The sequence below is a fragment of the Streptomyces daghestanicus genome, assembly GCF_020521275.1.
Lineage (GTDB): Bacteria > Actinomycetota > Actinomycetes > Streptomycetales > Streptomycetaceae > Streptomyces > Streptomyces griseoviridis.
This window is the reverse complement of record NZ_BNDX01000018.1, coordinates 638651-663680: the sequence shown is the minus strand read 5'-3', so window position 1 is coordinate 663680 and position 25030 is coordinate 638651. Positions and strand designations below refer to the sequence as shown.

22 protein-coding genes and 3 pseudogenes are annotated in these 25030 nt (G+C 71.2%); 7 read left to right on the top strand and 18 right to left on the bottom strand.

Features of this window, described 5'->3' with window-relative positions; genetic code table 11:
• Positions 1 to 110: 110 nt before the first annotated feature.
• Together Sdagh_RS35525 and Sdagh_RS35520 are read right to left on the bottom strand one after the other, a co-directional pair.
• A complete protein-coding gene (locus tag Sdagh_RS35525) occupies positions 111 to 1667 on the bottom strand; it encodes a pectate lyase family protein (RefSeq protein WP_190076534.1) in 1557 nt (518 codons plus the stop codon).
• 300 nt (positions 1668 to 1967) lie between these two features.
• The gene (locus tag Sdagh_RS35520) at positions 1968 to 2786 is read right to left on the bottom strand and encodes a sulfotransferase family protein (protein WP_226536205.1); all 819 of its coding nucleotides are present in this window, start codon (positions 2784 to 2786) and stop codon (positions 1968 to 1970) included.
• Between the two features lie 214 nt (positions 2787 to 3000).
• On the opposite strand from Sdagh_RS35520, the gene Sdagh_RS35515 reads away from it, so the two are divergent.
• Positions 3001 to 3630: a VOC family protein gene (locus Sdagh_RS35515; RefSeq protein ID WP_190076533.1), complete on the top strand. Its 630-nt coding sequence runs from the start codon at positions 3001 to 3003 to the stop codon at positions 3628 to 3630.
• 55 nt (positions 3631 to 3685) lie between these two features.
• Here Sdagh_RS35515 and Sdagh_RS35510 read toward each other — a convergent pair whose 3' ends face one another.
• Positions 3686 to 4780, bottom strand: a complete 1095-nt coding sequence (locus tag Sdagh_RS35510) for a zinc-binding dehydrogenase (protein WP_189414324.1) — start codon at positions 4778 to 4780, stop codon at positions 3686 to 3688.
• 10 nt (positions 4781 to 4790) lie between these two features.
• Positions 4791 to 5255, bottom strand: coding sequence for a DUF4334 domain-containing protein (locus tag Sdagh_RS35505; protein ID WP_189414323.1), 465 nt, complete (start codon positions 5253 to 5255; stop codon positions 4791 to 4793).
• Between the two features lie 145 nt (positions 5256 to 5400).
• On the opposite strand from Sdagh_RS35505, the gene Sdagh_RS35500 reads away from it, so the two are divergent.
• Positions 5401 to 6504 carry an AI-2E family transporter gene (locus Sdagh_RS35500; protein ID WP_190010824.1) on the top strand — a complete coding sequence of 368 codons (1104 nt, stop codon included), beginning with the start codon at positions 5401 to 5403 and terminating at the stop codon, positions 6502 to 6504.
• Between the two features lie 65 nt (positions 6505 to 6569).
• Here the strand turns inward: Sdagh_RS35500 and Sdagh_RS35495 are convergent, their stop codons facing one another.
• From Sdagh_RS35495 to Sdagh_RS35480, 4 genes are all read right to left on the bottom strand, one after another.
• Positions 6570 to 6902 (bottom strand): DUF3140 domain-containing protein, encoded by a 333-nt coding sequence (locus Sdagh_RS35495; RefSeq protein ID WP_226536203.1) that lies wholly within the window; start codon positions 6900 to 6902, stop codon positions 6570 to 6572.
• A gap of 7 nt (positions 6903 to 6909) precedes the next feature.
• Complete coding sequence (locus Sdagh_RS35490) at positions 6910 to 7164, bottom strand: hypervirulence associated TUDOR domain-containing protein (protein ID WP_189414321.1); 255 nt, start codon at positions 7162 to 7164, stop codon at positions 6910 to 6912.
• 86 nt (positions 7165 to 7250) lie between these two features.
• On the bottom strand, positions 7251 to 8447 hold the full coding sequence (locus tag Sdagh_RS35485) for a cytochrome P450 family protein (protein ID WP_190010825.1): 1197 nt from the start codon (positions 8445 to 8447) through the stop codon (positions 7251 to 7253).
• A 1022-nt stretch (positions 8448 to 9469) separates the two neighbouring features.
• On the bottom strand, positions 9470 to 10504 hold the full coding sequence (locus Sdagh_RS35480; RefSeq protein WP_159027877.1) for a helix-turn-helix transcriptional regulator: 1035 nt from the start codon (positions 10502 to 10504) through the stop codon (positions 9470 to 9472).
• Positions 10505 to 10600: 96 nt separating this feature from the next.
• Here Sdagh_RS35480 and Sdagh_RS35475 point away from each other — a divergent pair, with 96 nt between their 5' ends.
• Complete coding sequence (locus Sdagh_RS35475) at positions 10601 to 11005, top strand: hypothetical protein (protein ID WP_056792618.1); 405 nt, start codon at positions 10601 to 10603, stop codon at positions 11003 to 11005.
• A 53-nt stretch (positions 11006 to 11058) separates the two neighbouring features.
• Complete coding sequence (locus Sdagh_RS35470) at positions 11059 to 11832, top strand: glucose 1-dehydrogenase (RefSeq protein WP_055512680.1); 774 nt, start codon at positions 11059 to 11061, stop codon at positions 11830 to 11832.
• 187 nt (positions 11833 to 12019) lie between these two features.
• Here Sdagh_RS35470 and Sdagh_RS35465 read toward each other — a convergent pair.
• Positions 12020 to 12301: pseudogene (locus Sdagh_RS35465) on the bottom strand (transposase); the annotation flags it as partial.
• 1021 nt (positions 12302 to 13322) lie between these two features.
• Positions 13323 to 13793 carry a nuclear transport factor 2 family protein gene (locus Sdagh_RS35455; protein WP_190010826.1) on the bottom strand — a complete coding sequence of 157 codons (471 nt, stop codon included), beginning with the start codon at positions 13791 to 13793 and terminating at the stop codon, positions 13323 to 13325.
• Between the two features lie 162 nt (positions 13794 to 13955).
• On the opposite strand from Sdagh_RS35455, the gene Sdagh_RS35450 reads away from it, so the two are divergent.
• Entirely contained in the window at positions 13956 to 14399 is a 444-nt protein-coding gene (locus tag Sdagh_RS35450) for an Rrf2 family transcriptional regulator (RefSeq protein WP_190010827.1), read from the top strand.
• A 348-nt stretch (positions 14400 to 14747) separates the two neighbouring features.
• On the opposite strand, the gene Sdagh_RS35445 is transcribed toward Sdagh_RS35450, so the two are convergent.
• From Sdagh_RS35445 to Sdagh_RS35430, 4 genes are all read right to left on the bottom strand, one after another.
• Positions 14748 to 15131 carry a hypothetical protein gene (locus Sdagh_RS35445; protein ID WP_370594946.1) on the bottom strand — a complete coding sequence of 128 codons (384 nt, stop codon included), beginning with the start codon at positions 15129 to 15131 and terminating at the stop codon, positions 14748 to 14750.
• A 106-nt stretch (positions 15132 to 15237) separates the two neighbouring features.
• Positions 15238 to 15561 (bottom strand): putative quinol monooxygenase, encoded by a 324-nt coding sequence (locus Sdagh_RS35440; protein WP_189414316.1) that lies wholly within the window; start codon positions 15559 to 15561, stop codon positions 15238 to 15240.
• A gap of 66 nt (positions 15562 to 15627) precedes the next feature.
• Positions 15628 to 16452 carry an alpha/beta fold hydrolase gene (locus Sdagh_RS35435; protein ID WP_190076532.1) on the bottom strand — a complete coding sequence of 275 codons (825 nt, stop codon included), beginning with the start codon at positions 16450 to 16452 and terminating at the stop codon, positions 15628 to 15630.
• Positions 16453 to 16621: 169 nt separating this feature from the next.
• Positions 16622 to 19381, bottom strand: coding sequence for an ATP-binding protein (locus Sdagh_RS35430; protein WP_226536201.1), 2760 nt, complete (start codon positions 19379 to 19381; stop codon positions 16622 to 16624).
• A 116-nt stretch (positions 19382 to 19497) separates the two neighbouring features.
• Between Sdagh_RS35430 and Sdagh_RS35425 the strand changes: the two are divergent.
• A pseudogene (locus Sdagh_RS35425) lies at positions 19498 to 19790 on the top strand (DEAD/DEAH box helicase); the annotation flags it as partial.
• Positions 19791 to 19852: 62 nt separating this feature from the next.
• Here Sdagh_RS35425 and Sdagh_RS35420 read toward each other — a convergent pair.
• The 3 genes and pseudogenes from Sdagh_RS35420 to Sdagh_RS35410 all read right to left on the bottom strand — a co-directional run.
• Positions 19853 to 20212, bottom strand: coding sequence for a putative antibiotic biosynthesis monooxygenase (locus tag Sdagh_RS35420; protein WP_190076530.1), 360 nt, complete (start codon positions 20210 to 20212; stop codon positions 19853 to 19855).
• Positions 20213 to 20652: 440 nt separating this feature from the next.
• The gene (locus Sdagh_RS35415) at positions 20653 to 22110 is read right to left on the bottom strand and encodes an aldehyde dehydrogenase family protein (RefSeq protein ID WP_189414397.1); all 1458 of its coding nucleotides are present in this window, start codon (positions 22108 to 22110) and stop codon (positions 20653 to 20655) included.
• Between the two features lie 148 nt (positions 22111 to 22258).
• Positions 22259 to 22599, bottom strand: a pseudogene (locus Sdagh_RS35410) (Tn3 family transposase); the annotation flags it as partial.
• 277 nt (positions 22600 to 22876) lie between these two features.
• On the opposite strand from Sdagh_RS35410, the gene Sdagh_RS35405 reads away from it, so the two are divergent.
• Positions 22877 to 23131: a hypothetical protein gene (locus Sdagh_RS35405; RefSeq protein ID WP_226536197.1), complete on the top strand. Its 255-nt coding sequence runs from the start codon at positions 22877 to 22879 to the stop codon at positions 23129 to 23131.
• A 163-nt stretch (positions 23132 to 23294) separates the two neighbouring features.
• Here Sdagh_RS35405 and Sdagh_RS35400 read toward each other — a convergent pair whose 3' ends face one another.
• Positions 23295 to 24587 (bottom strand): YeeE/YedE family protein, encoded by a 1293-nt coding sequence (locus tag Sdagh_RS35400; protein WP_189414311.1) that lies wholly within the window; start codon positions 24585 to 24587, stop codon positions 23295 to 23297.
• Between the last annotated feature and the right edge of the window lie 443 nt (positions 24588 to 25030).

Genomic DNA, 25030 nt, shown 5'->3' with positions numbered 1-25030 from the left:
CACGCTATCCAGGTACGGGAGGCGGTCACAAGGAGATGTGCGCGCCGCCCCCGCCCGTCCGGAACCGGGGAGGCCGGTTCCGGACGGGCGGGGGCGGTGGCCGCCGGCGGTCAGCCGGCGTATGTCTCCACCTCGGCGACCTGCGGCGTCCCGCCGGCGCCGGTGATCTCGAAGGTGATCTTGCGCAGGGAGGTGGCGGGGAAGGTGATGACACCCGCTCCGCTGCCCGAGGCCAGGACGGCGCCCGTGTCGCCGTTGCGGACCCGCCAGGAGCCGATCCGGCCGGCGGTGGCCGTGGTCTCCCGGACGACGACCGTGGAGACGGTCGTGGCGGAACCCCACTTGACGGAGACGGAGCCGGTCGTGCCGTTCGGCGACCAGTAGGTGCCCAGGTCACCGTCGCGCACATGGCCGTAACTGGTCCCGCTCGCCTTGCTGGAGCCGTCGGCGCCGGCGCCGAGGCTGAGGTTGGTCCCGCCCGGGGCGGTGGGCCCGGGCGTCGGCTCGGCCGGGTCGGTGGGGTCGGTCGGGTCCGGAGTGGGGTCGGTGGGCGTCTGCGGTGTGCAGCTGCCGTCCGACACCTTGAGTCCCTTGCCCGCGCCGGCGGTCTGGCGCACGATGTCCGGCACGCAGGACGCCTGGTCCAGGGTGTACGCGTAGGGGATGTTCACCGTGGTGTTCGACTCGGGGTCGGGGCCGGCCGGGTCGGTGTCCTCGCCCGGGGCTGACCAGGTCACGTTGTCGTAGACGTTGCCGCTGACCTGCCAGTAGCCGGCCTGGTCGGTGTAGAAGGTGCCGAGGACGTCCTTGGAGTCCTCGAAGTAGTTGTTGTCCACCCTGGCCTTGGCGCCGGCCCGGGAGTTGATGCCGGACTCGTTCAGGCTCAGGTAGTGGTTGTTGTACATGTGGGCGGTGCCGCCGCGCAGCAGGGGCGCGCGGGAGTCGATGTTCTCGTACAGGTTGTGGTGGAAGGTGATGTACCCGTTGGAGACGTCGCTCTCGCTGGACCCGATGAGGCCGCCGCGGCCGGAGTTGCGCAGGGTGCTGTAGGACAGCGTCACGTACTGGGTGTTGTCCTTCATGTCGAAGAGTCCGTCGTAACCCTCGGACTCCCCGCCCGACGCCTCCAGGGTGGTGTGGTCGACCCAGACGTTGCGGACGTCGCTCTCCATGCCGATGGCGTCGCCGCCGTTGGAGAGGGGTGATCCGGACTTCTTGACGTTCCTGACGGTGACGTTCTGGATGATGATGTTGCTGGACTCCCGGATGTGGATGCCCAGTTGGTCGAAGACGGCACCGCTGCCGACGCCGACGATGGTGATGTTGCTGACCTGCTTCAGCTCGATCTTGTCGGCGGCGGTGCTGCAACTGCCGCCGGACACCTTGGTGGTGTTGCCGTGGTTGATGGTGCCCTCGACCTCGATGACGATCGGGGTGTCGGCGGCGGCGCGGCCGCACAGGGCCTGGTGGATGGCGGTGCCGGTGGTGGCCCGTACGGTCCGGCCGCCCGCGCCGCCGGTGGTGCCGCCGTTCTGCGTCGCGTAGCCGGTGGCGCCGGCGGTGACGACCGCCGTGGCCTCCGGCGCCGTCAGGACCGCGCCGGTAGCGGCCGCCAGGGCCAGCGTGCCCAGCGCCGCGGACAGCCGCAGCGCGACTCGTCGTCTCATTTTCGCACTCCCTTGCCTCTTCGCCTACCAGATGTGGTGCCGGGGGGTTGTGCCGAGCGGTGGTGCGAGCCGTTGCGTCGAGCGGTTTCCGCACGTGACGATGCGCCGCGCATCAAGAAAGCGCTTACCGCGTGGGGAGAATAGGGTGACGGGCGAGATACAGGCAAGAGTCTGTGCGGTTACAGAGTCCGGGTCGCTGATTCCAGAAACGGCTTTCTACGGACATTCACCGGTTCCCCACAGGAGAGCGGACCGGCGTGGGCGCCGGTCCGCTCCGGGTCACCGCTTCCGCGGGGAGGTTCAGCAGGGATAGTCCCAGGCGCGGGCGATGTCGCGCAGGGGCGCCGGCACGTCCGCCGGGGCGGGCAGCGGCCGGGCCTTCTGGATGGCACCGGACTTGATGTTGTCGCTCCAGTCACCGATGAAGGGGACGAACGGCCCGTGGTCGCCCCTGCGGTACTCCAGCATGGCGGGCGTCCAGGCGACGCCGAGGAAGGCGCAGATCTCCTGGGTGGTCCGCTCCGGCCGCTCGGTCAGCTCCTCGTAGCGGACGGTCAGACCGGGCAGCGCGGCGCGGGCCGCCTCCACCGCCTCGACATAGCCGCGCACCTCCCGGACGGTGGCATCGAGGTCGCGGTCCGGACGGTTGTTGATCAGGGAACTGACCATGGAGGCGGGGTGGCGCAGCAGGAAGAGGTACCTGGCGCCGGGCCAGCCCTCGTGCAGCCGCTCCCACACCCCGGCGTTGCCGGGCGTCTTGTCGACGATGACCTTCTTGCCGCTGCGCACCAGTTCGCGGTGGAGGACGCGGTCCCACAGCAGGTGTTCCAGCTCGCGCCGGTCGAGCTGGAGTTCCGTCATCGCCTTCTCGGTGTACGGCTTGGTCAGATCGACCGTGAGGGTGCGCAGATGCATCTCGTGCGGGGCGCGGATCTCCGGGTGGCTGTTGAGGAGCACCCGCAGCAGGGTGGAGCCGGAGCGCACGGAGGAGATGAGGAACACCGGATCCGGTACGAGCCGGTGGGCGGTCCGGGGCACCGGGGGTTCCGCGAGCCGGCTCAGGCGCCGCCGTATGCCGCGCGCCACCCGGCGCATGTCCGTCCTCGTACCGTTCGACATCGGCACCGGGCCGCCTCCTGTTGACAACTGTCCGTGATCGTGAACCCCCCTGATGTTTAGTTGACCCTAACGTGGGCAACCCTGGGGACCGCCATGGGTGAGGGATGAGAATCCTATGAATCACGGCCGGTTCCGCCGGGGGGTCCGGGCGCCGCGTGGCGCATTGCCGAACACGCGATCGACACGCGGACCGGTGCTGCGTACCCTCCGTGCGATGGACAGCCATCCCGCTCTTCTGGACCACCTCGTCCTCGCCACCCCGGACCTGGCCGCGACGGTCGCCGACTTCACCCGGCGCACCGGTGTGGCGCCCGCGCCCGGCGGGGTGCACGTCGGGCGCGGCACCCGCAATTTCCTGGTGTCGCTGGGCGGCACCGGTTACCTGGAGATCGTCGGGCCGGACCCGGAGCAGGCCACGCCCGACGGCCCCCGCCCGTTCGGTGTGGACGGGATCACCGCGCCGCACATCGTGACCTGGGCGATCCGTCCTCCGGACCTGGACGCGGCGGTGGCCGCGGCCCGCGCCCGGGGCTACGACCCGGGCCCCGTACGGCCGATGAGCCGCCGGCGGCCCGACGGCAGTCTGCTGTCCTGGCGGCTGACCGACGGCGACAGCGCCCACCCGTCCGGTCTGGTGCCGTTCCTCATCGACTGGGGTGACACCGCCCACCCCTCGGCCGGACTTCCGGTGACGCGACTGCTGTCGCTGACCGCGACGGCTCCGGACCCGGACGAGATCCGCCCGCTCCTCGCGGCGCTGGGCACCGGACTGCCGCTGAGCGCGGGGCCGGTGGGGTTCTCGTGCACGGTGGACTCGGCGCGGGGTCCCGTGGAGCTGGGGTGAGGGCAGCGGACCGTGACCCCCCGGCCTGCGGCGGGCGAGGGGACGCGCGCGGTCGTCAGAAGGACGTGACGACCACCCGCGCCACCCCGGGGTCGGCGAGGGCCGCGTACCCCGCGTCGATCTCGTGCAGGGCGATCCGCCGGGAGACGAGGCCGTCGAGGTTCAGGAGGCCGCGCAGGCAGAGGTCGGCGTAGCGCGGGATGTCCCGCCGCGGGTTGCCCGCGCCCATGATGAGCCCCTGGATGCGTTTCTGCTGGAGCAGCAGCCGGGGCAGGGAGAGGGTCAGCTCACCGCCGGCCGCCGCCAGGCCTACCACGTGGACCCCGCCGCCGAGCGCGGTCATGTCGAGCGCCTGACGCGTCGTCGCCGCCGTACCGACGACGTCGAAGGCGTGCCGCACTCCCCCGCCGGTCAGTTCGCGCACGGCCGCGACCGGGTCGGTCCCGGTGGCGTCGACGACGTCCGTGGCGCCGAACTCCCGCGCCCTGCGCAGTCTGTCCGCGGCGACGTCGACGGCGACGATGCGCGCGGCACCGGCGACGACCGCGCCGCCGACCGCGTTGAGCCCGACGCCTCCCACGCCGATCACCGCCACGGTCTCCCCCGCCCGCACCCGCGCGCCGTTGAGCACGGACCCCACGCCGGTCAGCACCCCGCAGCCCAGCAGGGCGGCGGACGTGAACGGCAACCGGCGGGGCACTGCGGTCAGTTGGTTCTCGTGGACGAGGGCCCGTTCCGCGAAGCCGCCCAGGCCCATCCCCTGGGTGACGGGCCGGCCGGCGCGGCTCAGCCGGGGTCCCTGCCGTCCGGGGTCGCGCAGGGTCGCCCCGGGGCGCAGGCACTGGTGGCTCCGGCCGTCCAGGCAGGCCGGGCAGTCGCCGCACCACTGCACGAGGCAGCCCACGACGTGGTCGCCGACGGCGAACTCGGTCGCCCCTGGACCGACGTCGACCACGACACCGGCGATCTCGTGCCCGAGGACGACCGGCGGGGTGAGCCGTCCCAGGCCGTGGGTGGCCAGGGTCAGGTCGGTGTGGCAGAGGCCGGACGCCCGCACCTCCACCAGCACCTCGCGGCCCGCGGGCCGGTCCACGTCGACGTCCTGGACGGTGAAGCCACCGCCCACGGCCTCCACCACCGCGGCTCTCACGGCGGACCGCTCAGTCCCGTTCGAGGAAGAAGTAGAAGAAGGGCCCGTCACCGAAGCCCTTGCCGTTCATGATGCCCATCAGGGTGCGGTCGTCGACGGCCTTGAAGTGGTCGAGGACCGGCTGGCCGTCGTAGACCATGGTGGCCGTCACCTCGCCCCGGAACTCGACCATCCACAGGCTGGCCTCGCCTTTGCCGAGCGTGGTGTCGGAGTGGAGCCGTCCGTCCTCGCCGCGCATGATCAAGGGCTTGGCGTCGGCGGCGGAGTGGAACGTCTTGCCGTACCAGCCCGACTTGCGCAGCCGTCCGTTCAGCGGGTGTCCGGTGTCGAACTCGCCGCCGCGCCACGCGCCGAGGATCTCCTCGACACGGACGGTGGGCAGCGCGGCCCAGACGGCGTCCAGTTCCTCGGCCGAGACCGCGGATTCCTTGCCGCGCAGGACCGCGAACCGGCCCCGTGCCTCATCGATGTCCATCGGACCCTCCATCGGACGCCCCCGGACGGCACCGGACGGCACCAGCGGGATACAAACATCCACAGTATGTATCACTGTTGCTCCGCATACCAGGGGGTGGGTGGGCGTCGGTCGTTGCGCCAGGTGGCCCCATAGGGTGACCCCCATGTCTGCCACGTTGAGTTCCGCGAGGACCCGCGCCGCTTTGCGCACCGGGGCCCGCCTCTCCCTCGATCTGCTGTTGCTCCTGGTGATGCTCGCGGTGGCCCTCTGGCTGTTGGGCCGGATGTGGTCGGTCGTGTGGCCGCTGGTCGTCGGCCTGTTGCTGACCACTCTGACCTGGCCGCCGGCCCGTTTCCTGCGCCGGCGCGGCTGGCACCCCGCGCTGGCCGCGACCACTGTGACGGTGGCGTTCCTGCTGGTCGCCGCCGGGGTGGTCGCGCTGATCGCCGTCCCCATGGCCTCACAGACCGACGAACTGACCGATGGCGTCGTCGAGGGCATCCAGCGGCTGCGCGACTGGGCCGCGGGGCCGCCACTGAACATCAAGGACGCCCAGATCACCAGCGCGGTGGACGCCGCGATGGCCCGGGTCCAGGACAGTGTCGGCAGTGTGGTCGACACGGTCGCCACGGGTGTCGGGACCGTGGTCAACGGGCTGGTCACCGCGGTGCTGGCGCTGTTCCTGATGTTCTTCTTCCTCAAGGACGGGCCGCGCTTCCTGCCCTGGCTGACCCGGCAGCTGCCCGGCCGGCTCGCCACCGACGTCCCGGCCGTGGCGTCCCTCAGCTGGACCACGCTCGGCTCGTTCGTGCGGTCGCAGGCGCTCGTCGGACTGCTGGACGGCGTCTTCATCGGGATAGGGCTGTGGATCCTGGGGGTTCCGCTGGTGCTGCCGCTGGCGGTGCTGACCTTCGTCTCCGCGTTCGTGCCCATCATCGGCGCGCTGTTCGCCGGGTTCGTCGCGGTGCTCATCGCGCTGGTGTCCAACGGCCTGACGGACGCGCTGATCGCGCTGGCCATCATCATCGTGGTGCAGCAGCTGGAGGGGAACGTCTTCCAGCCCATCATCCAGAGCCGCGGTCTCGGACTGCACGCCGCGGTGATCCTGCTGGCGGTGACCCTGGGCGGCAGCCTGGCCGGCATCGTGGGCAGCCTGCTGGCCGTGCCGGTCGCCGCCCTGGTCGCCGTCGTATGGACCTACGTACGCGAGCAGTTGAGCGATCCGCCGCAGGAGCCGGAGGCGGCGGAGCCGGGCGCGTCGGCGTGAGCGCGGGCGCGTCGGCGTGAGCGCGGGCGCGTCGGCGTGAGCGCGGGCGCGGCCGGTGGACGGGGTCACGCCAGCGGGTCGTGGCCCCAGTTCATCAGCGAGTGACGCCACTTGGTGTCCGTGACGTCGCCCGTCGGCCGCTGGGCCAGGTGCCGGCGGACATAGCCGACGACCTTGCGCATGTGGGCGTAGTCGTCGTCGGTGAGGTCGCCCTTGCGTGACCGGAGGATCTCCACGATCCGGCGGCCGGAGGCGTGGCCGGTGGACTCCCCGCCGTCCCGGTGCTGTCCGGCGTCCTTCGACGCGTCCGTGGACAGCCACTTCTCCAGGTCGGCCGGTGTCATGTTCACCAGCTCGTGGAAGTCGTCCCAGGTCTCGCCGTGGCCGTCGCCGCTCACGGCCGGGTCACTTCTTCTTCTTGAGGGCGGACGGCTTGTGCACCGCCGACCGGCCCGACTTGTCACTGCGGACCTGGTACTGCGGGTCGTCCGAGGAGGCGTCCACCGTGCGGCCGGCCGCTTCCGTCCGCTCAGTGATCTTCTTCTCGACCGTGCCCTCGGTCTCGCTGCCGTGGCTGCTCCAGGCGACCTTGTCGCCCTTGGACAGCGCCTTGCCGGCACCCTTGCCCGCGCTCTTGCCGTCGTCCCGGCTCTTCGCCATGCCGCACTCCTCCGTACCGGACCGCGCTCGGTCGTCCCCCTGCCAGCGTGGGCCCGCCCGGCCCGTTCCGCACCCGGGACGCCGTCCTACGGGGCCACCCGCACCGGCAGGCTGAACGGGCCGCGGATCAGCATGCCGGGGCGCCAGGTGACGGCGGCCGGGTGGATGTCCAAGGCCAGTTCGCCGCAGCGTTCCAGCAGGGTGCCGAGGGCGATACGGGCCTCCAGCCGGGCCAGTGGCGCGCCCAGGCAGTAGTGGATGCCGTGGCCGAAGGCGAGGTGACCGCGGGCGTCCCGCCGGATGTCGAAGTCGTCCGGCGCGGTGAAGCGGGCGGGGTCGCGGCCGGCGTCGGCCAGGGCGACGAGCACGAGTTCGCCGCCGCCGGGGACGGTGGTGTCGCCGATGGTCAGCGGTGCGGTGGTGAAGCGGTACGTCGGGGTCTCCACCGGGGAGTCGTAGCGGAGCATCTCCTCCACGGCGTTCTCCATGAGGCCGGGGTCGGCACGCAGGGCGGCCAGTTGCTCCGGATGGGTGAGGAGGGCGAGGACGCCGTTGGAGATGAGGTTGACGGTGGTCTCGTGGCCGGCGACGAGGAGCAGCCAGGCCATGCCGAGGAGTTCCTCGGGCGAGAGGGAGTCGCCGTCCTCGTCCGCGCCGTGGATCAGGGCGCTCAGCAGGTCGTCGCCGAGGTGCCGGCGTTTGTCGTCGACCAGTTTCGTCAGGTACTCGACCATGGCGGTGGCCGCGGCGGTCCGGTCCGCCGGGTCGGTGGCGCCGAGCGCGTCGTTGGACCAGGTCCGGAAGGAGCGGCGGTCCAGGTCCGGGACGCCGAGCAGGTCGCAGATGACGGTGATGGGCAGCGGGAAGGACAGCGCCTCCACCAGGTCGACGCGTCCGCCGGGGGCGGCGAGCATGGTGTCGACCAGGCCGTCGGTGGTCCGCTGGATGCGCGGGGCGAGCTGTTCCACGCGCCGCGGGGTGAACTCGCGGGCGACCAGTTTCCGCAGCCGGGTGTGGTCGGGCGGGTCCGCCCGGAGCATGTGCGGTCCGGCGGAGACGGCACCGAGCCCGAGGGCGGGCGCCGCCTTGCTCCAGTCCTTGGTGAGCGTGGGATCGGTCAGCACGGCCCGCCCGGCCTCGTGCCCGACGACGAGCCACGCCTCCGTGTTCCCCTCCGGCATCCGGATGCGGTGGACCGGTCCCCTGGCCCGTAAGCGGGCGTAGACGGGGTACGGGTCGCGGGTGAAGGACTCGCCGAGGGCGGCTAGATCGACGACGGTCATGGGGGCCACCTCACTGGTGCCGGTCGGTCCGCGGGATGCGGCGTCCACCAGGATGGGACGCGCCCGACGCCCGGTCCAGAGGGAGTCCGGGGGCCACGGGGGCACGGCGGGTCCGGAAGGCAGCGACGATGCTGTGCGGTGGGTCGATGGGTCCCGTGAGCACCGAGGGTGCTGTGCGGTGGGTCGAAGGGTCCCGTGGACACCGAGGGTGCTGTGCGGTGGGTCGATGGGTCCCGTGGACACCGAGGGTGCTGTCCGGTGGGTCCGGTGGATCCCGTGGACACCGAGGGTGCTGTGCGGTGGGTCGAAGGGTCCCGTGGACACCGAGGGTGCTGTCGGTGGGTCCGGTGGATCCCGTGGACACCGAGGGTGCTGTCCGGTGGGTCCGGTGGATCCCGTGGGCACCGAGGGCGCTGTCCGGTGGGTCCGGTGGATCCCGTGGGCACCGAGGGCGCTGTCCGGTGGGTCCGGTGGGTGACCGGCACGGCCACCCGGCGCGACCGTCCGGCGGCGGACGGGGTCAGCCGGAGGCGAAGGGCAGCGTCCACCGACGCGGCGATCTCCGCCTCGTCCGGCACCCGCTCGCCCTCGCCGAAGACGATCCGGTACACGGCGAACCCGACCCAGCTGTCGGCGAGCGGAGCCACCGGCAGCCCGGCCGGCAGGTCGCCGCGCCCGACGCCCCGTACCAGCGGTCGCCGCGGCTGCTCCGGACGCGCGGCCGGCAGGTCCCGCAGGTCGACGCGGCCCGCCTCGGCCCGTTCCACGAGGGCGCCGGCCACCACGCTCGGGTCACCGGGCAGGGTCAGGGTGCCGGGGCAGGCCACGGCGTCCGGGCGGGTGCTGCAGTGTCGGGCAGCGGGCGGGGCGTCGGCCGGTCGGCCACCGCCTCGGTCACCACCGGCCTCGGGGGAACATCGGTACAGCGGTCAACGCCAAGCCGGTGATCTTGTTCAGTCGGGAACTCCGAGGCCGGTGACGCGGTTCTCGTACTACGAAAAACTCAGTAATCACTCGTCCGGTCACAGGCCCAGGACCGTCGCCACCAGTTCGCTGCGGCTGCGGACACCGGTCTTCGCGAACACACTCTTCAGATGGTCCTGCACGGTCGCCGCGGTGATGTGCAGTTCCACAGCGATGGTCCGCGACGGCAGACCGGCGACGACTCGCGCCAGCACGTCCCGCTCGCGCGGTGTGAGCCCGTACGCGAGCAGCAGTATCTCGGCCACATCGGCGGCCGGCGCCGGATGTACCGTCACGGCGATGGCCGCCGGGTGCGGGCCACCACTCAGCGGCGAGGCCTGGACGGAGAGCCACCTGCCCGAGCGGCCGCGGATGCGTCCGTACGCCGGCAGCTCAGCGCCTCTTCCCCGTGCGGCCACCTCCAGGATCGCGGACGGCAGTTCCGCCTGCGACGGGCCCAGCTCGTCCCGCCAGAGTTTCGCGGCCAGGTTCTCCGAAAACAGCCGCAAGTCCTGGTCGAGCAGGAGCACTCCGGCCTCGGACGGGCCCGCAGCGGTGTCGTCGGGTGCCCGGTGGGCGGCCCGGCGCAGGGCCGCACCGACCGGGGCGGACAGCCGCCGCAGGACGCCGACGTCGGCCGGGGTGAAGTCGGGCCGCCGGCCGCCGCGGAAGAGGGCGACGACGCCCCAGCAGCGGCCGTCCACCACGAAGCCCGCCCGCAGCTCGTGCCGTGCGTCGATCATCGGCAGCACGGTCCGGTAGCGGTGGCTGGATTCCGGATCACCGCCGGTGGCCGCACCGAGCGTGCCCGCGGACACCTCGGAGCGGGCCAGCGCCGCGAACTTCAGGACGTCGTCCACCAGGTACTCGTTGTGCGCGGCGGCCGCGGCCGCCTCCGGTACGAGCCCGGCGCTGACTTGGTCGGCGGTCAGCAGCGTCATCGGGTCGATCGTGCTGAAGCAGTAGGAGTCGGCCGGGATGAGGCGTGTCAGCCGGTCGGCGATCCGGCGGCGCAGTATTCGGGAGTCGAGGTCGAGACGGCAGATCGCCTCGATGTCGCGCACGGTCTCGCGCCGGACCATCGGGGAACTCACCCTTGCCACGGTATCCCAGAAATGTGGGAGGGCCGCCCGACCTCCAGGCGCCTACGGTGGGTCCGAGAAACCCCAGGTCACCGGAGGTACACCGACATGTCCCCGTCCATGCTCAACGTCGGACTGGATCCAGCGCTGGTGGACGACGCGCCCTCGTCACGGGCGGCGTTCCCTGAAATCGACGCCGAGGCGGTCCGGGCCGGAATGGCCGCGGGCCGGGCTCGGCTCGAGGAGCTCGGCCTCAGTGTCGATGTCTGCCTGCTCGACTACGGCCGCACGGCCGAGGCGGTCTTTCGCGCCGCGTTGACCGCCAAGGACTACGACATCGTGCTGATCGGCGCCGGCGTCCGGCTGGACCCGGAGCTGACCCCGCTGTTGGAGGTGCTGGTCAACACCACCCACGAGCTGGCACCCGGCGCGAAGCTCTGCTTCAACGTCAGCCCAACGACGGCTGTCGAAGCCGTCCAGCGGTGGTGGCCCGAACACAAGCCGCTGGTCTAGGCGCTCCATAGCACTCAAGAGACGATTCGATGAACGGGAGGCGGTCTTCCGCCATGTCTGCGCGCGCACTCGAGGACAAGGTCGCACTGGTCACCGGCGGCAGCCGGGGCATCGGCCGGGCGATCGCGGAGCGGCTCGCCCAGGACGGCGCCGCCGTCGGCGTCACCTACGCCCGCGACGAGACGGCGGCGAGCGAGACCGTCGAAAACATCCGCAAGAACGGAGGACGGGCCTTCGCACTCCAGGCGGGGCTGGGCGAACGCGGCGACGCGGCCCGCCTCTGGGCCGCCTTCGACGCCGCGGGCACGGAGCACGTGCCCGACGGGAAGCTCGACATCATCGTGAACAACGTCGGCATCGGGGATTTCGCATCCCTGGAGTCGTTAACCGAGGACGCCTTCGACAAGGTCTTCGCCGTGAACGTGCGTGCACCGTTCTTCGTCACGCAGCAGGGACTGCCGCGCCTGCGCGACGGGGGCCGGATCATCAACATCTCCAGCTCCGTGGCCCGCCTGGCCACGCCGGGAATGATCGCCTACGGCGCCACCAAGGGAGCCCTGGACAACTTCAGTCTCGCCCTCGCCAAGGAGCTGGGCCCCCGGGGCATCACGGTCAACTCGGTGGCCCCCGGAACCGTCCTCACCGATGCCAGCGCGGCCACCCTGCTGGGCGATCCGCATGCCGAGGCGCAAGCGGCGTCTCTTGCCGCCCTCGGCCGGATCGGGCGGCCGGAAGACATGGCCGACATCGTGGCCTTCCTCGCCTCCGACGACGCACGCTGGGTAACCGGCCAGGTCATCGACGCAACGGGAGGCATGGCCCTCTGACGTGCTGAGGAGAGGAACACCGTCGAGCGGCTGATCAACAAGATGAAAGCCTGGCGTGGCATCGCCACCCGGTACGACAAGTCTCCCGACAGCTACCTCGCCGGCCTCCACCTACGCGCCTCGATGATCTGCCTCAAGGACCTCACCCGAGCCACCCATTGATCGGAACTCAATACGGTCCCTGAGCGTTGTCCCGTTTCCAACTCGGCAGTTCGGCCCGGCCTGGGTCACGGCGGTGAGGGATGATCAGACCGGTGCCCCGGTAACCGCCGTCAGCGGTCACGGTGGGCCGGCCGATGGCGTCCTTCGTTCCGGATAGCTCCCATGCCTTGCGGTCGTTGCGGTTGCCCGGGACCGGTCGGCCGACGACGACAACCAGACGGGTGTCGGCATCGGTGACGACCTGGTGGTTGGTGGAGTACCTGTAGTTTTTCGGCTGCTCGGCGATCGTGTGGTCCCGGGTGGGGACTCGCGCTCGGCGTGTTCGGCGAGCGCCCGGTAGATGCTGGCGACGGAGGGGTTCTGTTCCTTGCGCTTGCCGGTGGGGATGATCAGGTCGGGGCTGGATCTGCTCGACGGACTCGCCGCCCGCGCGGCGGCGGAGCACGGTCTGGAACATGTCGGCGGTGATGACCGGGGGTCGGCCGCCGTGCTTGCCCTTGCGGGCCGCGGTGTCGAGCCCCTCCAGCGTCGACTCCCGGATGCTCTCCCGCTCGGTCTCCGCCATCGCCGCGAAGAACGCGAACAGCAGCTTGCCGGACCGGTGGGGCCGTAGATGCCGGGCAGGGGCCCGGCGAGCATCTCCAGGACCAGGCCGTGGGCGGTGAGGTGGTCGGCGAGCGCGGTGAGTTCGGCGGCGTCGCGGCCGAGCCGCTTCATCCCGTACCCGGTAAAGATGACGCGGCGGTGCGGGGTGTGGGCCTTGACCTCCCGCGCCGCACGAGCGCCTCCTCGAACCGGGCCCTCCGCGGACGCGGGTGCTGATCTTCTCGCTGAAGATCTTGTCCCTAGGGATACCGTGGCCCGCAAGGCGTCGAGCCTGGAGTCGTCGTCCTGCCCAAGGGCGGAACAAGGGGCGCGGGTGGTGCCGTCTCTCACGCCGGCCTCCGGGCCGGTTCTCGTGATCGTCACGGACTCATGGCAGGCCGAGCCCTCCACGATCCGGGCACGCGTGGAACTCCCCCACGGTCAGTGGCGGATGCGCAGGGCTTGGCGGCATGGGGAAGGGCAGTCCGACCCCGTGTACCTCGATGATCTTTGAGGTGGGATCTCGTCGCAGCCGTGTGTCTCGTGGAGGCGGGCCCGGAGAACGACACTCGATGTGGGTCGTTGCCCTACCTGCCAGCCAGGGCTGCTGATACTCGATGAGTCGGCCCGCCGGGTCGTGTCGGCGGTTGAGTGCGAACAACAACGTCGTTCGAGAAGCAGCGCCGGGCATGCGGCCCGAAGAAGGGAGTGTCTTGTCGCACACTCGGCGCTGACCGGCGGAGTTACGCCGTCGTGGCTGCTGTCTCGGTGGCTTCGACTGCGGACTTGAAGTCAGGGTGGACCCCGATTTGATCAAGCCACACGCTCATCGAGTTGTAGCAATTGAACCTTTCGATCTTTCCGTCACGGAGGTACCAGAGGTCCGCCGCCGGCACGTCGATCCGGTTCCCGGTCGGTGGGATCTCGCCGACCGGAGTCGGAAACCCTCCGAGATGCGTGCCCTGGATTCGCAACTCGACGGCGACGACATCACCGAACGCATGTACCTCGAGCAGCTCACGGTGTACATCGGGGAACGAGCGGGCGAGGCCCGCGATCACCTGAGGAATCTGCTCTCCGCGGAAACTCTGCGAGGTCGACATGTCGTTGAACGACCCGTCCTCGGCGAACAAGGCCAGAAAACCGTCACCGTCGAGAACGTTCCCTTCCGCGAGCCGGTAAGCCTCGCGAACGGTCTGTTCGTTACTTTCCATTCCTGTTCTCCTCTGATTTCGCAACACGCTCACGATCCGCGCTTGCCTTCGATTGCCCCTTTTCCGGCTGTCGTAACCATAATCGTTACGACAGGTTGTCGCAACCTTCACTGTTGCGACTGCGCTGTCGTAACATGGAGCGTTGCGACCGGAGGAGGGATCATGAGCGCCAACAGCAGGCTGACCATCGCCGCCCATGCGCTGGCCTGGATCGGTCTCTATCAGCGCCAGGGCCATGAGGTCGCCACCTCCGAGCAGATCGCGGCCAGTGCGAACACCAACCCCGTGGTGGTCAGGCGGCTGCTCGGCGAGCTGCGCAGGGCCGGCCTCGTGGAGTCCCGGCGGGGCGCGGGCGCGGGCTGGTCGCTGGCGCGCGAGCTGGGGTCGATCACCCTGCTCGACGTGTACGAGGCAGTGGAACCCGGCCCGCTGTTCGCGATGCACCGCACCACCCCGGACCAGGGATGCGTGGTGGGTCACGGCATCCAGCCGGCGATGCGGGGCATCTACCAGGACATCGAGGAGACCCTGAGACACGAACTGGCCCGCGTCACGCTCGAGAAGGTACTCAGGGACGTACTCGCGGCACCTCGCCAGCCTCTCTGATCAGCTGGGCGACCCCGTGCGAACCGTAGGGTTCGGCGTGGGTTCTGCCCACCGGGGAGGAGTGACGTGAGCGTGGAGATGGAATCCCGCGCCGAACGCGTTGGATCCGCCGCCGGAACAGACGGCGGGCGCAGGCCGAACTCACCGCGGACCAGGCCGTGCTCGTCCAGCGGCTCTACGACGACGAGCGGGAGAAGACCGTCCAGCAGATCCCCGACAGATTCGGCGTGCCCCGTTTCACGGTGCACGGGCACCTCGACAAGCCCGGACCATCCCCCGCCAGGCCCGGAAGGCTGCGACCGCCCACCCAACCAGCCAGCCGGACAGCCCATCAGCTGCCGCACTTCCTCAGGCCCCGGGTTCCTCCGGTGACGTCGGCGGCTCGGCCGGCGTCGGCATGGGCGGCCGGAGGACGGCCACGGAGGGGGCGAACAGGCTGGTGACGGGTGCGCAGAGGCCCAGTACGGAGCGGAAGGCGGTCCTCACCACCGGGTCACCGGGATAGCGCTCCAGGACGCGCCGCAGGTACCGGCCGGCGACGCGGTCCGCCGGCCCGGAGGCCAGGGCACTGCCCGCCGCGCCCGGCATCGAGCGGTCCGACCCGGCGGAGATGCCCCCTGCCTGCCGGGACGCCGCGAGGAGCGCTTTCTGCACGCGCCGCGTCGTGGGGATCCGGCGCGGATCGGACAGAGTCTCACGCAGGACGACCGCGCTCATCGCGGTGACAGCCATGCCCTCGTCAAAGCGGGTGCTCCCAGGACGCGGTCACCGGGAGCACCCGCGGGTCGGGCTCGCGGCGGTGCGGCCCGCCGGCTTCGATGCCGACGGGCGTCCGGCGCTAGTGGGCGGGGCGGAACGGGCGCAGCAGGCGGATGCCGTCCTCGATGGACCCGTCGATCAGTTCGAGCATCTGCGGGACGAGTTCCCGCATTCGGGGCGCGGCGAGGTGTGCGTCGAGGTGGGTGCGTGTCTCCCAGCGTTCGTAGATGACGAATTCGCCGGGTCGGCCCTCGACTTCGTGGGCCTCGTAGTCGATGTTGCCGGGGTCGTTGCGCGAGGGGGTGACGGCGGCGGTGATGAACGCCTTGAGGTCGGCCTCCCTGCCCGCCTTCGCCTTCGCGTCCCAGACGACGGTCACGTAGCCGGTGGGTGTTGCGGTCATGGTGATTCCTTCTCTGTTCCGTGTTGTGTTCCGTGCTGACGGACTGTGTGTCGGCACCGAGCCGGGTCAGCTCTTGATGAAGTCGAGGAGGTCGGCGTTGACGGTGTCGGCGTTGACGGTGCACATGCCGTGCGACAGGCCCGGGTAGACCTTCAGGCCCGCGTTCTTGACCAACGTGACCGCCGACCGGGCGGAGTTGGCGATCGGGACGATCTGGTCGTCGTCGCCGTGCATGATGAGCGTGGGCACGTCGATCGCCCGGAGGTCGTCGGTGAAGTCCGTCTCCGAGAACGCTTCGACCCCCTCGTGGTGTGCCTGCGCGCTGCCGGCCATCCCCTGGCGCCACCAGTTCTGGATGATGCCCTGGGAGACGTCCGCGCCCGGACGGTTGAACCCGTAGAACGGCCCGGAGGCGATGTCGAGGTAGAACTGGGATCGGTCGGTGGCCACGCCCTCGCGGAAGCCGTCGAAAACTTCCGCCGGCAGCCCTGCGGGGTTGGCTTCCGTTCGGACCATGAGCGGCGGGACCGCTGCGATGAGGACGGCCTTGGCGACCCGGCCGGCACCGTGCCTGGCGACGTACCGGGCGACCTCTCCGCCACCGGCGCAGTGGCCGACGTGGACGACGTCGCGCAGGCCGAGGTGCGCCACCACGGTGGCGGCGTCCGCCGCGTAGCGGTCCATGCCGTGCCCGTGGCCGACCTGGGCGGAGCGGCCGTGTCCGCGGCGGTCGTGGGCGACGACGCGGTAGCCTCGCCGGACGAGGAACAGCAACTGGGCGTCCCACTCGTCCGAGCTCAGCGGCCAGCCGTGGTGGAACATGACCGGCCGGCCCGAGCCCCAGTCCTTGTAGAAGATCTCGACTCCGTCGCCGGTGGTGACGAACGGCATGGTCCGCTCCTCGTGGTCTCGCCCGGGTACCGGGCGGATTCGATGTCTCCACGAGAATGGCTCGGCCACCGTGCCGACAGCCTCCGTCAGCTGACTGACATCCGGCCGACGGCTCGCTGGTCATGCTTAGGTCAGTACCGGGGCAGTACTGAGACCCGATCGGTAGCTCTCACGGCCGGGTGGCCGGAGGCTCGGGAGGCAGCGCCTCCAGAGCGTCGCGGAGCGCGGCCCGCGACGTGATCCCCAGCTTCGGGAACACTCGGTAGAGATGCGACGACACGGTCCGCGGCGAGAGGAACAGACGCGACGCGATCTGCGGGTTCGACAGCCCCGTCGCCGCCAGCCTGGCGACCTCCAGCTCCTGCGGGGTGAGGGTCTGACCGGCCTTGCCCCGGCCGATCCGCGTCATCCCGGTGGCGCGCAGCTCCGTCGCGGCCCGGGCCTCCCACGAACGGGCCCCGAGCTTCTCGAAGCGGCTGCGGGCGGCGGCCAGCTGCGCCCGGGCCTCGCGGTTGAGTCCCTGACGGCGCAGCCTCTCGCCGTACGCCAGATGAGCACGGCCGACCTCGAAGGGCCACTGCTCGACGCCCGGTAGCCCGAGCGCCTCCTCGAAGCACCGGACCATGTCCTCGGCGGCCGATGTCATCGCCGTGACCGTGGCCGTGCTCAGCGCGAACCGCACCGAGAGGTGACCGACACCGGCGTCGCCCAGCGCGTCCGCGTGCCGTCGCGCCTCCGCGTGCCGCCCGGAGCGCACGGCGGCTTCGACGAGGTCCGGCGCGGACCACACGGCCTCGGGGTTGAACGGCGGCAGCACACCCGGAGCGCAGATCGCCGTGGCGTGCCGGAACGCCGTCTCGAAGTCGGCGGCGCCGAGGGCCGCCCGGGCCGCCGCCTGGTGGGCGCAGTTTTCCAGCCGCCGCAGGCCCCTGGGACCCGACCACCCCCAGATGTCCTCGCAGTGCTCCCGGCACGCGTCAAGGGAGCCGCTCTGGGCCGCGGCCATCGCAGCGACGTAGTGCCCCACCTGGGCGAACAGGTGGTACCCCGTCTCCTCGGACAGTGCGATGAGCTCGTCCGCGGCACCGGCCGACGCCTGCCACCGGCCGGCGTACAGGTCGTCCAGGGCGACGAACATCAGGGCCGGCATGCTCGATCCCACCGCGCCGCCGTCGCGTATGACCCGGGACACGGCCTCGCGACAGCCCGGAAGCCGGTCGAGGTACGAGGCGATCAGGGCGGTGCGGATGACCACGTCGGCATCACTCTGGTCCTTCAGCCGCGCGATCTCCTCGTCCAGGCGGCGCAGCATGCCGTCGGTGACGGAGCCGAGGTCGTGGTGGACACGCCCCAGCGACGCCGCGGCGGCGGGCGCTGCCTCGGGGAACCGGGCGAGCACATCGACCAGAGGCTGCCAGTGCTCGGGCCGACCCGAGTACTGGCTGGCGAGGGTGAGAGTGAACAGCGCGGTCTCCAGCTCCTCACGCGGCGGTCCGGGCATCACCGGGGCCTGCTCGACCGCCTCCATCAGGAGTGCATGGGCCGTATCGGCGTCGCCTTCCGTGACGAGCACCAGGAAGCCGGCCGTCGCGGCCGCCGAGAGCGACCGGGCCGCCGGACCGCCCTCGACCTCACGCATGATCTCGTGACTGATCTCCAGATGGCCTGCGACCCAGGCGGCGGCATAGGCGGCCTGAGACAGGCGGCGCCTGCGGTCCGCTCGGTCGGGGCTCAGTTCGGCCGCGCGCCGCAATCTCGCGATCGCGCCGTCAGCGTCACCGCGCCGCAGGCCGCTCCGGGCCGCCGACTCCACAACGGCGGCGACCGCCTCGTCGGGCGCCGTCGTGGCTCGCGCGAGGTGATCACCGCGCCGCTCGGGCTGGTCGGCCAGCGCGTCGGCCAGCCGGCGGTGGGCGCCGCGCCGCTGTTCACCGGTGGCACCGTCGACCACCGCGGACCTGACCAGCGGATGCCTGAAGCGCACCGCGCGGCCGTTCTCCGCGACCATGACCAGGTGGTCACGCTCCGCGGGAGCGAGTTCCTCAAGGCTGCCCGGCCCGCCGGCCGCCTCGAGGACGCCGATGTCGCCGGAGCCCTCAAGAGCCGCGAGCAGCAGCACCTCGCGCGTTCCCCGCGGCAGTCGTCCGACGCGGGCGCCGTACAGAGCGCGGACATCCCGCCCCGGGCCGCTCGCCCACCCCGCCCCTTGGCCGTGTTGGTCGCCGGACACCCCGGTGGACCCGGCGAACTCGAGCAGCGCCAGGGGATTTCCCTGCGCCTCGTGCGCCACGGTCGAAAGAACCCGGCGGGGAAGGTGAGCAAAGCGCCGGGACAGCAGCCGCAGGGCGTCCGCGTCACCCAGCGGCGCGACCTCGAGTTCCGACAGCCCGGTGGACCGGAAGGATTCGCCGGGCTCCGCCCGCTGCGCTCCGAGCAGCCCGATGCGGCGGCCCCCCAGTCTTCTGGCGACGAAACCCACCGCAGCCTGGCTCGCCCGGTCGACGACATGGAGGTCATCGACCACGAGGAGCAACGGCCGCTCCTTCGCGGCCTCGTGGAACAGGGACAGTGCCGCGTTCAGGACGGCGATCCGGCTCGGCGCGGGACCGGCGCCGAGACCGAGGGCGACCTCGAGGGCCTCCCGCATGGAGCGCGGCAGACGACCGAGCTCGTCCGGCAGCGAGCCGACGAGCTGATGGAGCCCCGCGAAGCTGATGTCCGTCTCGTACTCGACACCGCTCCCGCGGACGACCCGCACTCCCTTCGCCACCGCCAGCTCGGCGGTCGCGTCCAGGAGCGCCGTCTTCCCCACGCCCGGATCACCGGTGAGCAGCAGGACAGCTCCGTCCGTCCCGGCCATGTCCAGGAACGCCGCAAGCTCGGCGAGCTCGCATTCCCGACCGACCAGCCCGGTCGGGCCGACGCCCATGCCTGTCCCTGACTTCGCCCACATCCGCCGCGTCCCTCGTCCTGCCTCGCGAAGCGGTCGAACCACCAGCCACGCACTTGACCAGGAAGTATCGCACCCGTCGGCAAACGGAGCGTGAAGCCATCTGCTTCACCGACACCGCGGCTCCCAAACGAAGATCATGCAGGACACCAGCCGGGCACCGCAGCCCCACCGCAACGACAGCACCAAGGTCGCGCGGATCACCGTGCCGGTCCTCCTCCCGCCCGGCAAAGATCCGGCTGACACGGTCGCCTCCGCCAGCTACCGCCCCCTCGTCGCCGTCCTACGAGCCCCGCGCAGTCATGATGAACGACTCGTCGAGCAGCTCGCCTCCCGCGCCCAGACCAGCGGACAGCGCGAGATCCACGTCCGACGCGACGAAGACGGAGCGCAGTGGTTCGTGGTGTGCGGGCGCCGCGGTGCACACCGGCGGCGGAGTCGGACTGCTTGTCATCTGGTGAGCCAGGCTCCGAAGTGCCGCTGCAGTCGGGGATTGATCTGCCAGACCATCGCTGCTGCCGCCGCCGGGACGAGTACGGCGAGTCGCACCGGCAGGTACAGATCCCCCAGAACAGGGTTCGTGGCCAGGCCCAGCACGACGATGGTGGGGTAGATACCGCACACGGTGAGGAGCCACAGCTTCCAACGCCGGACGGCGGCCGGAACGGTGGGGCGGGGCCGCGGTTCGGCGTTCGCGGACGCGTTCCGGCTCTGCTCCCGGAGCGCGTGCCGGATGTCTGTCACTGCCGGTGGGCTCGGCAGTGAAGCATCGTCGGTGCCGTAGGCATGGGAAACAAGCCTCTCCTTCATGGACCACTCCACATCGGAATGCTGCGTTTCTGGTTCCCATCGGTTCCTGTGCGACCGAGGCGATGTTGGTGCCGCGTGATGGGCTGCCCGTGCGCAACAGCGGCAGCAGTTGGCGGGTGAGCAGCACAAGGCTCAGGTGGTTCACCGCCAGCCGCTGCTGGTGCCGTGCCGCCACTTCGGCCGCGAGTGGCTGGGTCTTGGCCGGAGCGGACAGGTCGGCGATGTATTGCTCGGCCCTGAAACGTTGCGCGATCGACACCGGTTGCCGCGGGTTACGATCGTGCAGAAGCAACTGGTGCCCGACTCCCGCAACCTCCTCAGTCAGAGCGAGACCAAGACCGTTCGTCGCTCCGGTGATCAGACTCGACGGCATGGTGTGGCCTTCTTGTACGGGGGCCCGGCCCGGCGCCCGGGCGGACGCCGGACGGGTCATGAGCTGATCAGTGAGCGGACTGGGTGTGGTCCTGCTCCACGTACACCTTGAGGGCCTGGAATTCCTCGATCGCTCGCGGGCCGCACAGATAGCCGTAACCGCTGCCCTTGACGCCGCCCTCCTCGAAGTCCTCGCTGATGGCTCCCCATGTGTTGATCCATACGGTGCCGGTGCGGATGCGCCGGGCGATCCGCCGGGCCTTCATCGAGTCCGAGCTGAACACCGAGGCGGCCAGGCCGTAGATGGTGGCGTTCGCCTTGGTCACGGCGTCGTCCTCGTCGTCGAAGATCTCGAACGTCTGGACCGGGCCGAAGACCTCTTCCTGCACGATCCGGACGTCGGTGCGGTCCACCTCGATCAGACTCGGCCGGTAGAACGCGCCGGCGGCCAGGGGGCCGTCGGTGACCACGCCGCCGCGCAGAAGTACCGTGCCGTACGAGGTGGCTTCCTCGACGATCGCGTCCACCCGCTGGGCGGACGCCCGGTCGATCACCGGGCCGAGCTGGGCATCCTTGTCGTCGCCCGAGCCGAGCCGCACCTGCGCGAGCGCGCTGGTGAGTCGGCTGCGCACCTGGTCGGCGATGTCCCGGTGAACCAGTACGCGGGAGCCGGTGCAGCAGAACTGCCCGTTCATCAGCACCAGCGACTGCACCACGGTCGGGATCACCACGTCCAGATCGGCGTCGGGAAGGATCACCATCGGCGCCTTGCCGCCCAGTTCCAGACCGAGCCGCTTGAGCGTCGTGGAGGCCGCGGCCGCGATGCGGCGCCCGACCGGCGTACTGCCGGTGTAGTTGATCACGTCGACCTTGTCCGAGGAGACCAGGAACGGGGCCCCGGTGTTGCCGGACTCGGTGAACACGCTGACCACGCCCGCCGGGATCTCCGTGACCGAGGCCAGGACCTGCGCGAAAAGCTCATTGGTCAGTGCCGTCTGAGCCGGAAGTTTGACCACGACGGTGCAGCCGGCGGCCAGTGCCGGGCCCAGTGCCCGCACGGTGAGCATGATGGGGGAGTTCCAGGGAGAGATGATCCCGGCGACACCGAGCGGTTCGGGCACCGAGTGGGTGTACTGGCCGGGTGCCGTCTCGGCGGCGCGCCCGGCGCTCTGAGTGCGTGCAGAGGCCGCCGCGTACCGCAGCCACCCGACCGCACCGCTGACCTCCCACGTGGTCTCACCCAGCAGCTTGCCGTTCTCCCGGGACAACATGGCCGCGATCTCGGGCACCCGGGCCTCGAGGGCGTCGGCCAGCCGGCTGAGTGCGGTCGCCCGGAGCGAAGGAGTGCGGGCCCACTCGGTGGTTTCGAACGCGACGGCGGCGGCGTCCACGGCGGCCGAGGCCTCCGCCTCACCACCGTCGTAGAAGGAGCCGACGACTGTGCCGTCGGCCGGGTTGATCGATTGCAGAACCGAGCCGGAGCCGGTCCACCGTCCGTTGATCCAGTGCTGCGCGATGGTGTTGATGGTCCGCTCCTCGTGGTCCCGCCCGGGTACCGGGCGGATTCGATGTCTCCACGAGAATGGCTCGGCCACCGTGCCGACAGCCTCCGTCAGCTGACTGACATCCGGCCGACGGCTCGCTTAGGAGCCGTTGTCTTTCCGGGAGTGGCAGTTTCGCGACCCGCCCGTACTCCGCGAACGCCGTCCCCAGCGGGGTCGGGCCCCCTCACCGCCGAACATGCGCAGCAGGTCGTAGGCACGGACCTGGTTGGTCACCAGGGAACCGGCGACCTTCAGCATGTCCGGCCAGTGCGTGATCACCTTGTTCGGGTTGACCCGGTTGGGGGCCAGGTCCTCCACCGCACCGCAAGTGCCCGTCTGAACGCCGGGCATCGTGGCCCGCCAGAACCGCTGATCGTCCAGGTCACGGAAGCGGGGGCTGAAGTTGTGGCCGAGGATCTTGACCAAGCCGAACACCATGTCGGCGTATGAGGCGTTGTCCGTCGCCACCATGCGGTAGACGCCATGATCACGGGCTCAGCGTTGACCGCTGTACCGATGTTCCCCGAGGCCGACCACGGCCACCTTGGTCCGGCCACCAGCGGTACAGCGTCATCCGGGTGGCGCCGGGACCGGGCCGCGAGCCGCTCCACGGTGACGCGGTGGTAGCCGGCACAGCGGCGGCGACCACGGACCTCAGCCCCACGACCCCGGCCCACGCACCCTGCCCGGCGGACGACGGCCCCGGAGATCACCGATCGCGCACCTCGCCCTTCGAGGAGGTCTCCTCGTGACGAACGGGTCCGACGGCAAGGCCGTCGTCATCACCGGCGGCGGCACCGGCGACGGCACGGAACTGATCGAGCAGGCGTCGCCCGGCACCGAGGTGCTGCGGGTCACCGCCGATGTGAGCGACGCCGCGTCGGACGGCGGCATCCGGGGCGTCGGCAACCAGTCGGGGACGCGGCCCGCCAAGCACGGCGTGGTGGGCTTGACCGGCAACTCCGGTGTGGAGCACGGCAGTTCGTCCTCACCGTCAAGGTGAACGCCCGCTGCTGCCCCACTACGCGTCGTTCGTCAGCACGTCGTTCGTCGGCGCCACGGTCGTCGCGGTCGACGGCGGGCCGTGCGAGAGGTACTGAGCGCATCGGGACGTGCCCGCGGGCCGGCGGGTACCGGCGGCGCGGGCACGCCCGGCCGGTGTCCGGTCAGCAGACGCCGTCGCCCGGCTTGGGATTGCCCAGTCCGAACAGCGGACGCAGCTTGAGACCGACCCACGTGCCGGCCAGGGCGAAGGCGCCCCAGACCCAGCCGCTGAGGCTGCCGGAGGCGATGCCCGCCAGATAGGCGCCGATGTTGCAGCCGCCGGCGAGCCGGGCACCGACGCCCATCAGCACTCCGCCGAGCACGGACGCCACCGCCGTACGCCAGGGGATGCCGCGGTGCAGGGCCCAGGTGCCGCCGAGGGCCGCGGCGACGGCCGCGCCGATCATGATGCCGACGTCGGTGAGCGTGGTCTTGTCGGCGAGGACGGGGCCCGCCAGCATCTGGGCGTTGCCGGGCTGCCGCCACCAGGTCCAGTTCTCCGGGTGGCCGCCGAGCGCGCCGACCAGTTCCGAGCCCCACAGGCTGAAGGCGCTGGTGACACCCCAGGCGCCGCCGGAGACCAGCAGCACGCCCGCGCCGAGCACGGACAGGACCAGGGCGCCGGCCGCCAGCGGCCAGGACCCGCGCAGCGCCCGGACGGCGGCGGTGCGCGCCGAGGGGACCGGGCCGAGCGGCGGCGGGTTGCGTCGGGCCTGGACGCGGCGCGAGACGAAGACGACGAGCAGCAGCGCGGCGATCGTCACGGCCCAGGAGCCGAACCAGCCGATGTGGTCGGACAGGACGACCGGGTCCCAGGCCGGCAGGTCCTTCCAGAGGTCGAACTGCCAGGCCGCGAGCGTGGCGCCGGCGATGAATCCCCCGAGGGTCAGCACCACCGAGGTCTGTCCGGAGCCGACGGCGAAGAGGGTTCCGGAGGCGCAGGCGCCGCCGAGCTGCATGCCGACGGCGAAGAGCGCCGACCCGGCGACCAGGCCGACACCGAGCGAGCCGCCCGACGGCGCCGGCTGTGCGCCGAACAGTCCGGTGCCGGTGCCGATGATGACCGCGAAGAGCGTGGCGGTGGTGCCGAGCAGCAGGGTGTGCGCCCGCAGTCCGGTGCCGTTGCCGACCGCGACGAGCTGCCGCCAGGCGGAGGTGAAGCCGAAGCGGGAGTGGAAGAGGGCGACACCGAGGCCGAGGCCCAGCAGGAGCAGGACGCCGGGCTTGGCGCCGTGCGCGGACCAGACGTACGCGGTCAGGGCGGCGGCCAGCAGTCCGGCCACGGCGAGGGGCATGCGCCGGATCGCGGGCAGTGGCGGGGCCTGCGGCCGGGGCGCGGAGGTGGGGGACGGGGTGAACAGGCCGGCGGGTGCGCGCGGCGGCGCGGCCGGCCCGGCGGGCGGGGCGGTGGTCACGAAGGGTCTCCGGCGGTGGTGCTCGGGGGCGACGGGCGGGGGCACGGGGCGCCCGGCGGCGCGGCGGCGCGGACGGGGCGGGCGTCAGGGGCGACAGAGACCGTCGTCGACACACCACGCGGAGTTCGCGAAGAGCGCGAGGCACAGCAGGGCGGCCGGAGCAGACATGCGTGCGAATATACGGAACGGGCACCTCCACAAGCCACGCCGTCTCGGCATGCGGATGCTCTTTTGAGACAGCATGGCTGTCATCACAGCGGGCTTCAGCGGGACTGCGGGGCCGCGAGGCCGTCAGGACGCGAGGCCGTCAGGACGCGTGTCCGTCAGGACGCGTGTCCGTCAGGACGCGTGTCCGTCAGGACGCGTGTCCGTCAGGACGGGGTGGCTCGGTGCGGGCTGAGCGATGCGGCCCGGCCCTGAGACCGAAGGGGCGGGGCCACGGG

What these genes read in the sequence shown, in the direction of transcription:
- Sdagh_RS35470 (WP_055512680.1), top strand. Translation starts at nt 11,059, where the DNA reads ATGTCTGCGCGCGCACTCGAGGACAAGGTCGCACTGGTCACCGGCGGC.
- Sdagh_RS35435 (WP_190076532.1), bottom strand. Translation starts at nt 16,452, where the DNA reads ATGCCGTTCGTCACCACCGGCGACGGAGTCGAGATCTTCTACAAGGAC.
- Sdagh_RS35490 (WP_189414321.1), bottom strand. Translation starts at nt 7,164, where the DNA reads ATGGCGAAGAGCCGGGACGACGGCAAGAGCGCGGGCAAGGGTGCCGGC.
- Sdagh_RS35475 (WP_056792618.1), top strand. Translation starts at nt 10,601, where the DNA reads ATGTCCCCGTCCATGCTCAACGTCGGACTGGATCCAGCGCTGGTGGAC.
- Sdagh_RS35455 (WP_190010826.1), bottom strand. Translation starts at nt 13,793, where the DNA reads ATGGAAAGTAACGAACAGACCGTTCGCGAGGCTTACCGGCTCGCGGAA.
- Sdagh_RS35430 (WP_226536201.1), bottom strand. Translation starts at nt 19,381, where the DNA reads ATGGGCGTCGGCCCGACCGGGCTGGTCGGTCGGGAATGCGAGCTCGCC.
- Sdagh_RS35515 (WP_190076533.1), top strand. Translation starts at nt 3,001, where the DNA reads ATGGACAGCCATCCCGCTCTTCTGGACCACCTCGTCCTCGCCACCCCG.
- Sdagh_RS35500 (WP_190010824.1), top strand. Translation starts at nt 5,401, where the DNA reads ATGTCTGCCACGTTGAGTTCCGCGAGGACCCGCGCCGCTTTGCGCACC.
- Sdagh_RS35450 (WP_190010827.1), top strand. Translation starts at nt 13,956, where the DNA reads ATGAGCGCCAACAGCAGGCTGACCATCGCCGCCCATGCGCTGGCCTGG.
- Sdagh_RS35445 (WP_370594946.1), bottom strand. Translation starts at nt 15,131, where the DNA reads ATGGCTGTCACCGCGATGAGCGCGGTCGTCCTGCGTGAGACTCTGTCC.
- Sdagh_RS35485 (WP_190010825.1), bottom strand. Translation starts at nt 8,447, where the DNA reads ATGACCGTCGTCGATCTAGCCGCCCTCGGCGAGTCCTTCACCCGCGAC.
- Sdagh_RS35420 (WP_190076530.1), bottom strand. Translation starts at nt 20,212, where the DNA reads ATGAAGGAGAGGCTTGTTTCCCATGCCTACGGCACCGACGATGCTTCA.
- Sdagh_RS35525 (WP_190076534.1), bottom strand. Translation starts at nt 1,667, where the DNA reads ATGAGACGACGAGTCGCGCTGCGGCTGTCCGCGGCGCTGGGCACGCTG.
- Sdagh_RS35520 (WP_226536205.1), bottom strand. Translation starts at nt 2,786, where the DNA reads ATGTCGAACGGTACGAGGACGGACATGCGCCGGGTGGCGCGCGGCATA.
- Sdagh_RS35440 (WP_189414316.1), bottom strand. Translation starts at nt 15,561, where the DNA reads ATGACCGCAACACCCACCGGCTACGTGACCGTCGTCTGGGACGCGAAG.
- Sdagh_RS35505 (WP_189414323.1), bottom strand. Translation starts at nt 5,255, where the DNA reads ATGGACATCGATGAGGCACGGGGCCGGTTCGCGGTCCTGCGCGGCAAG.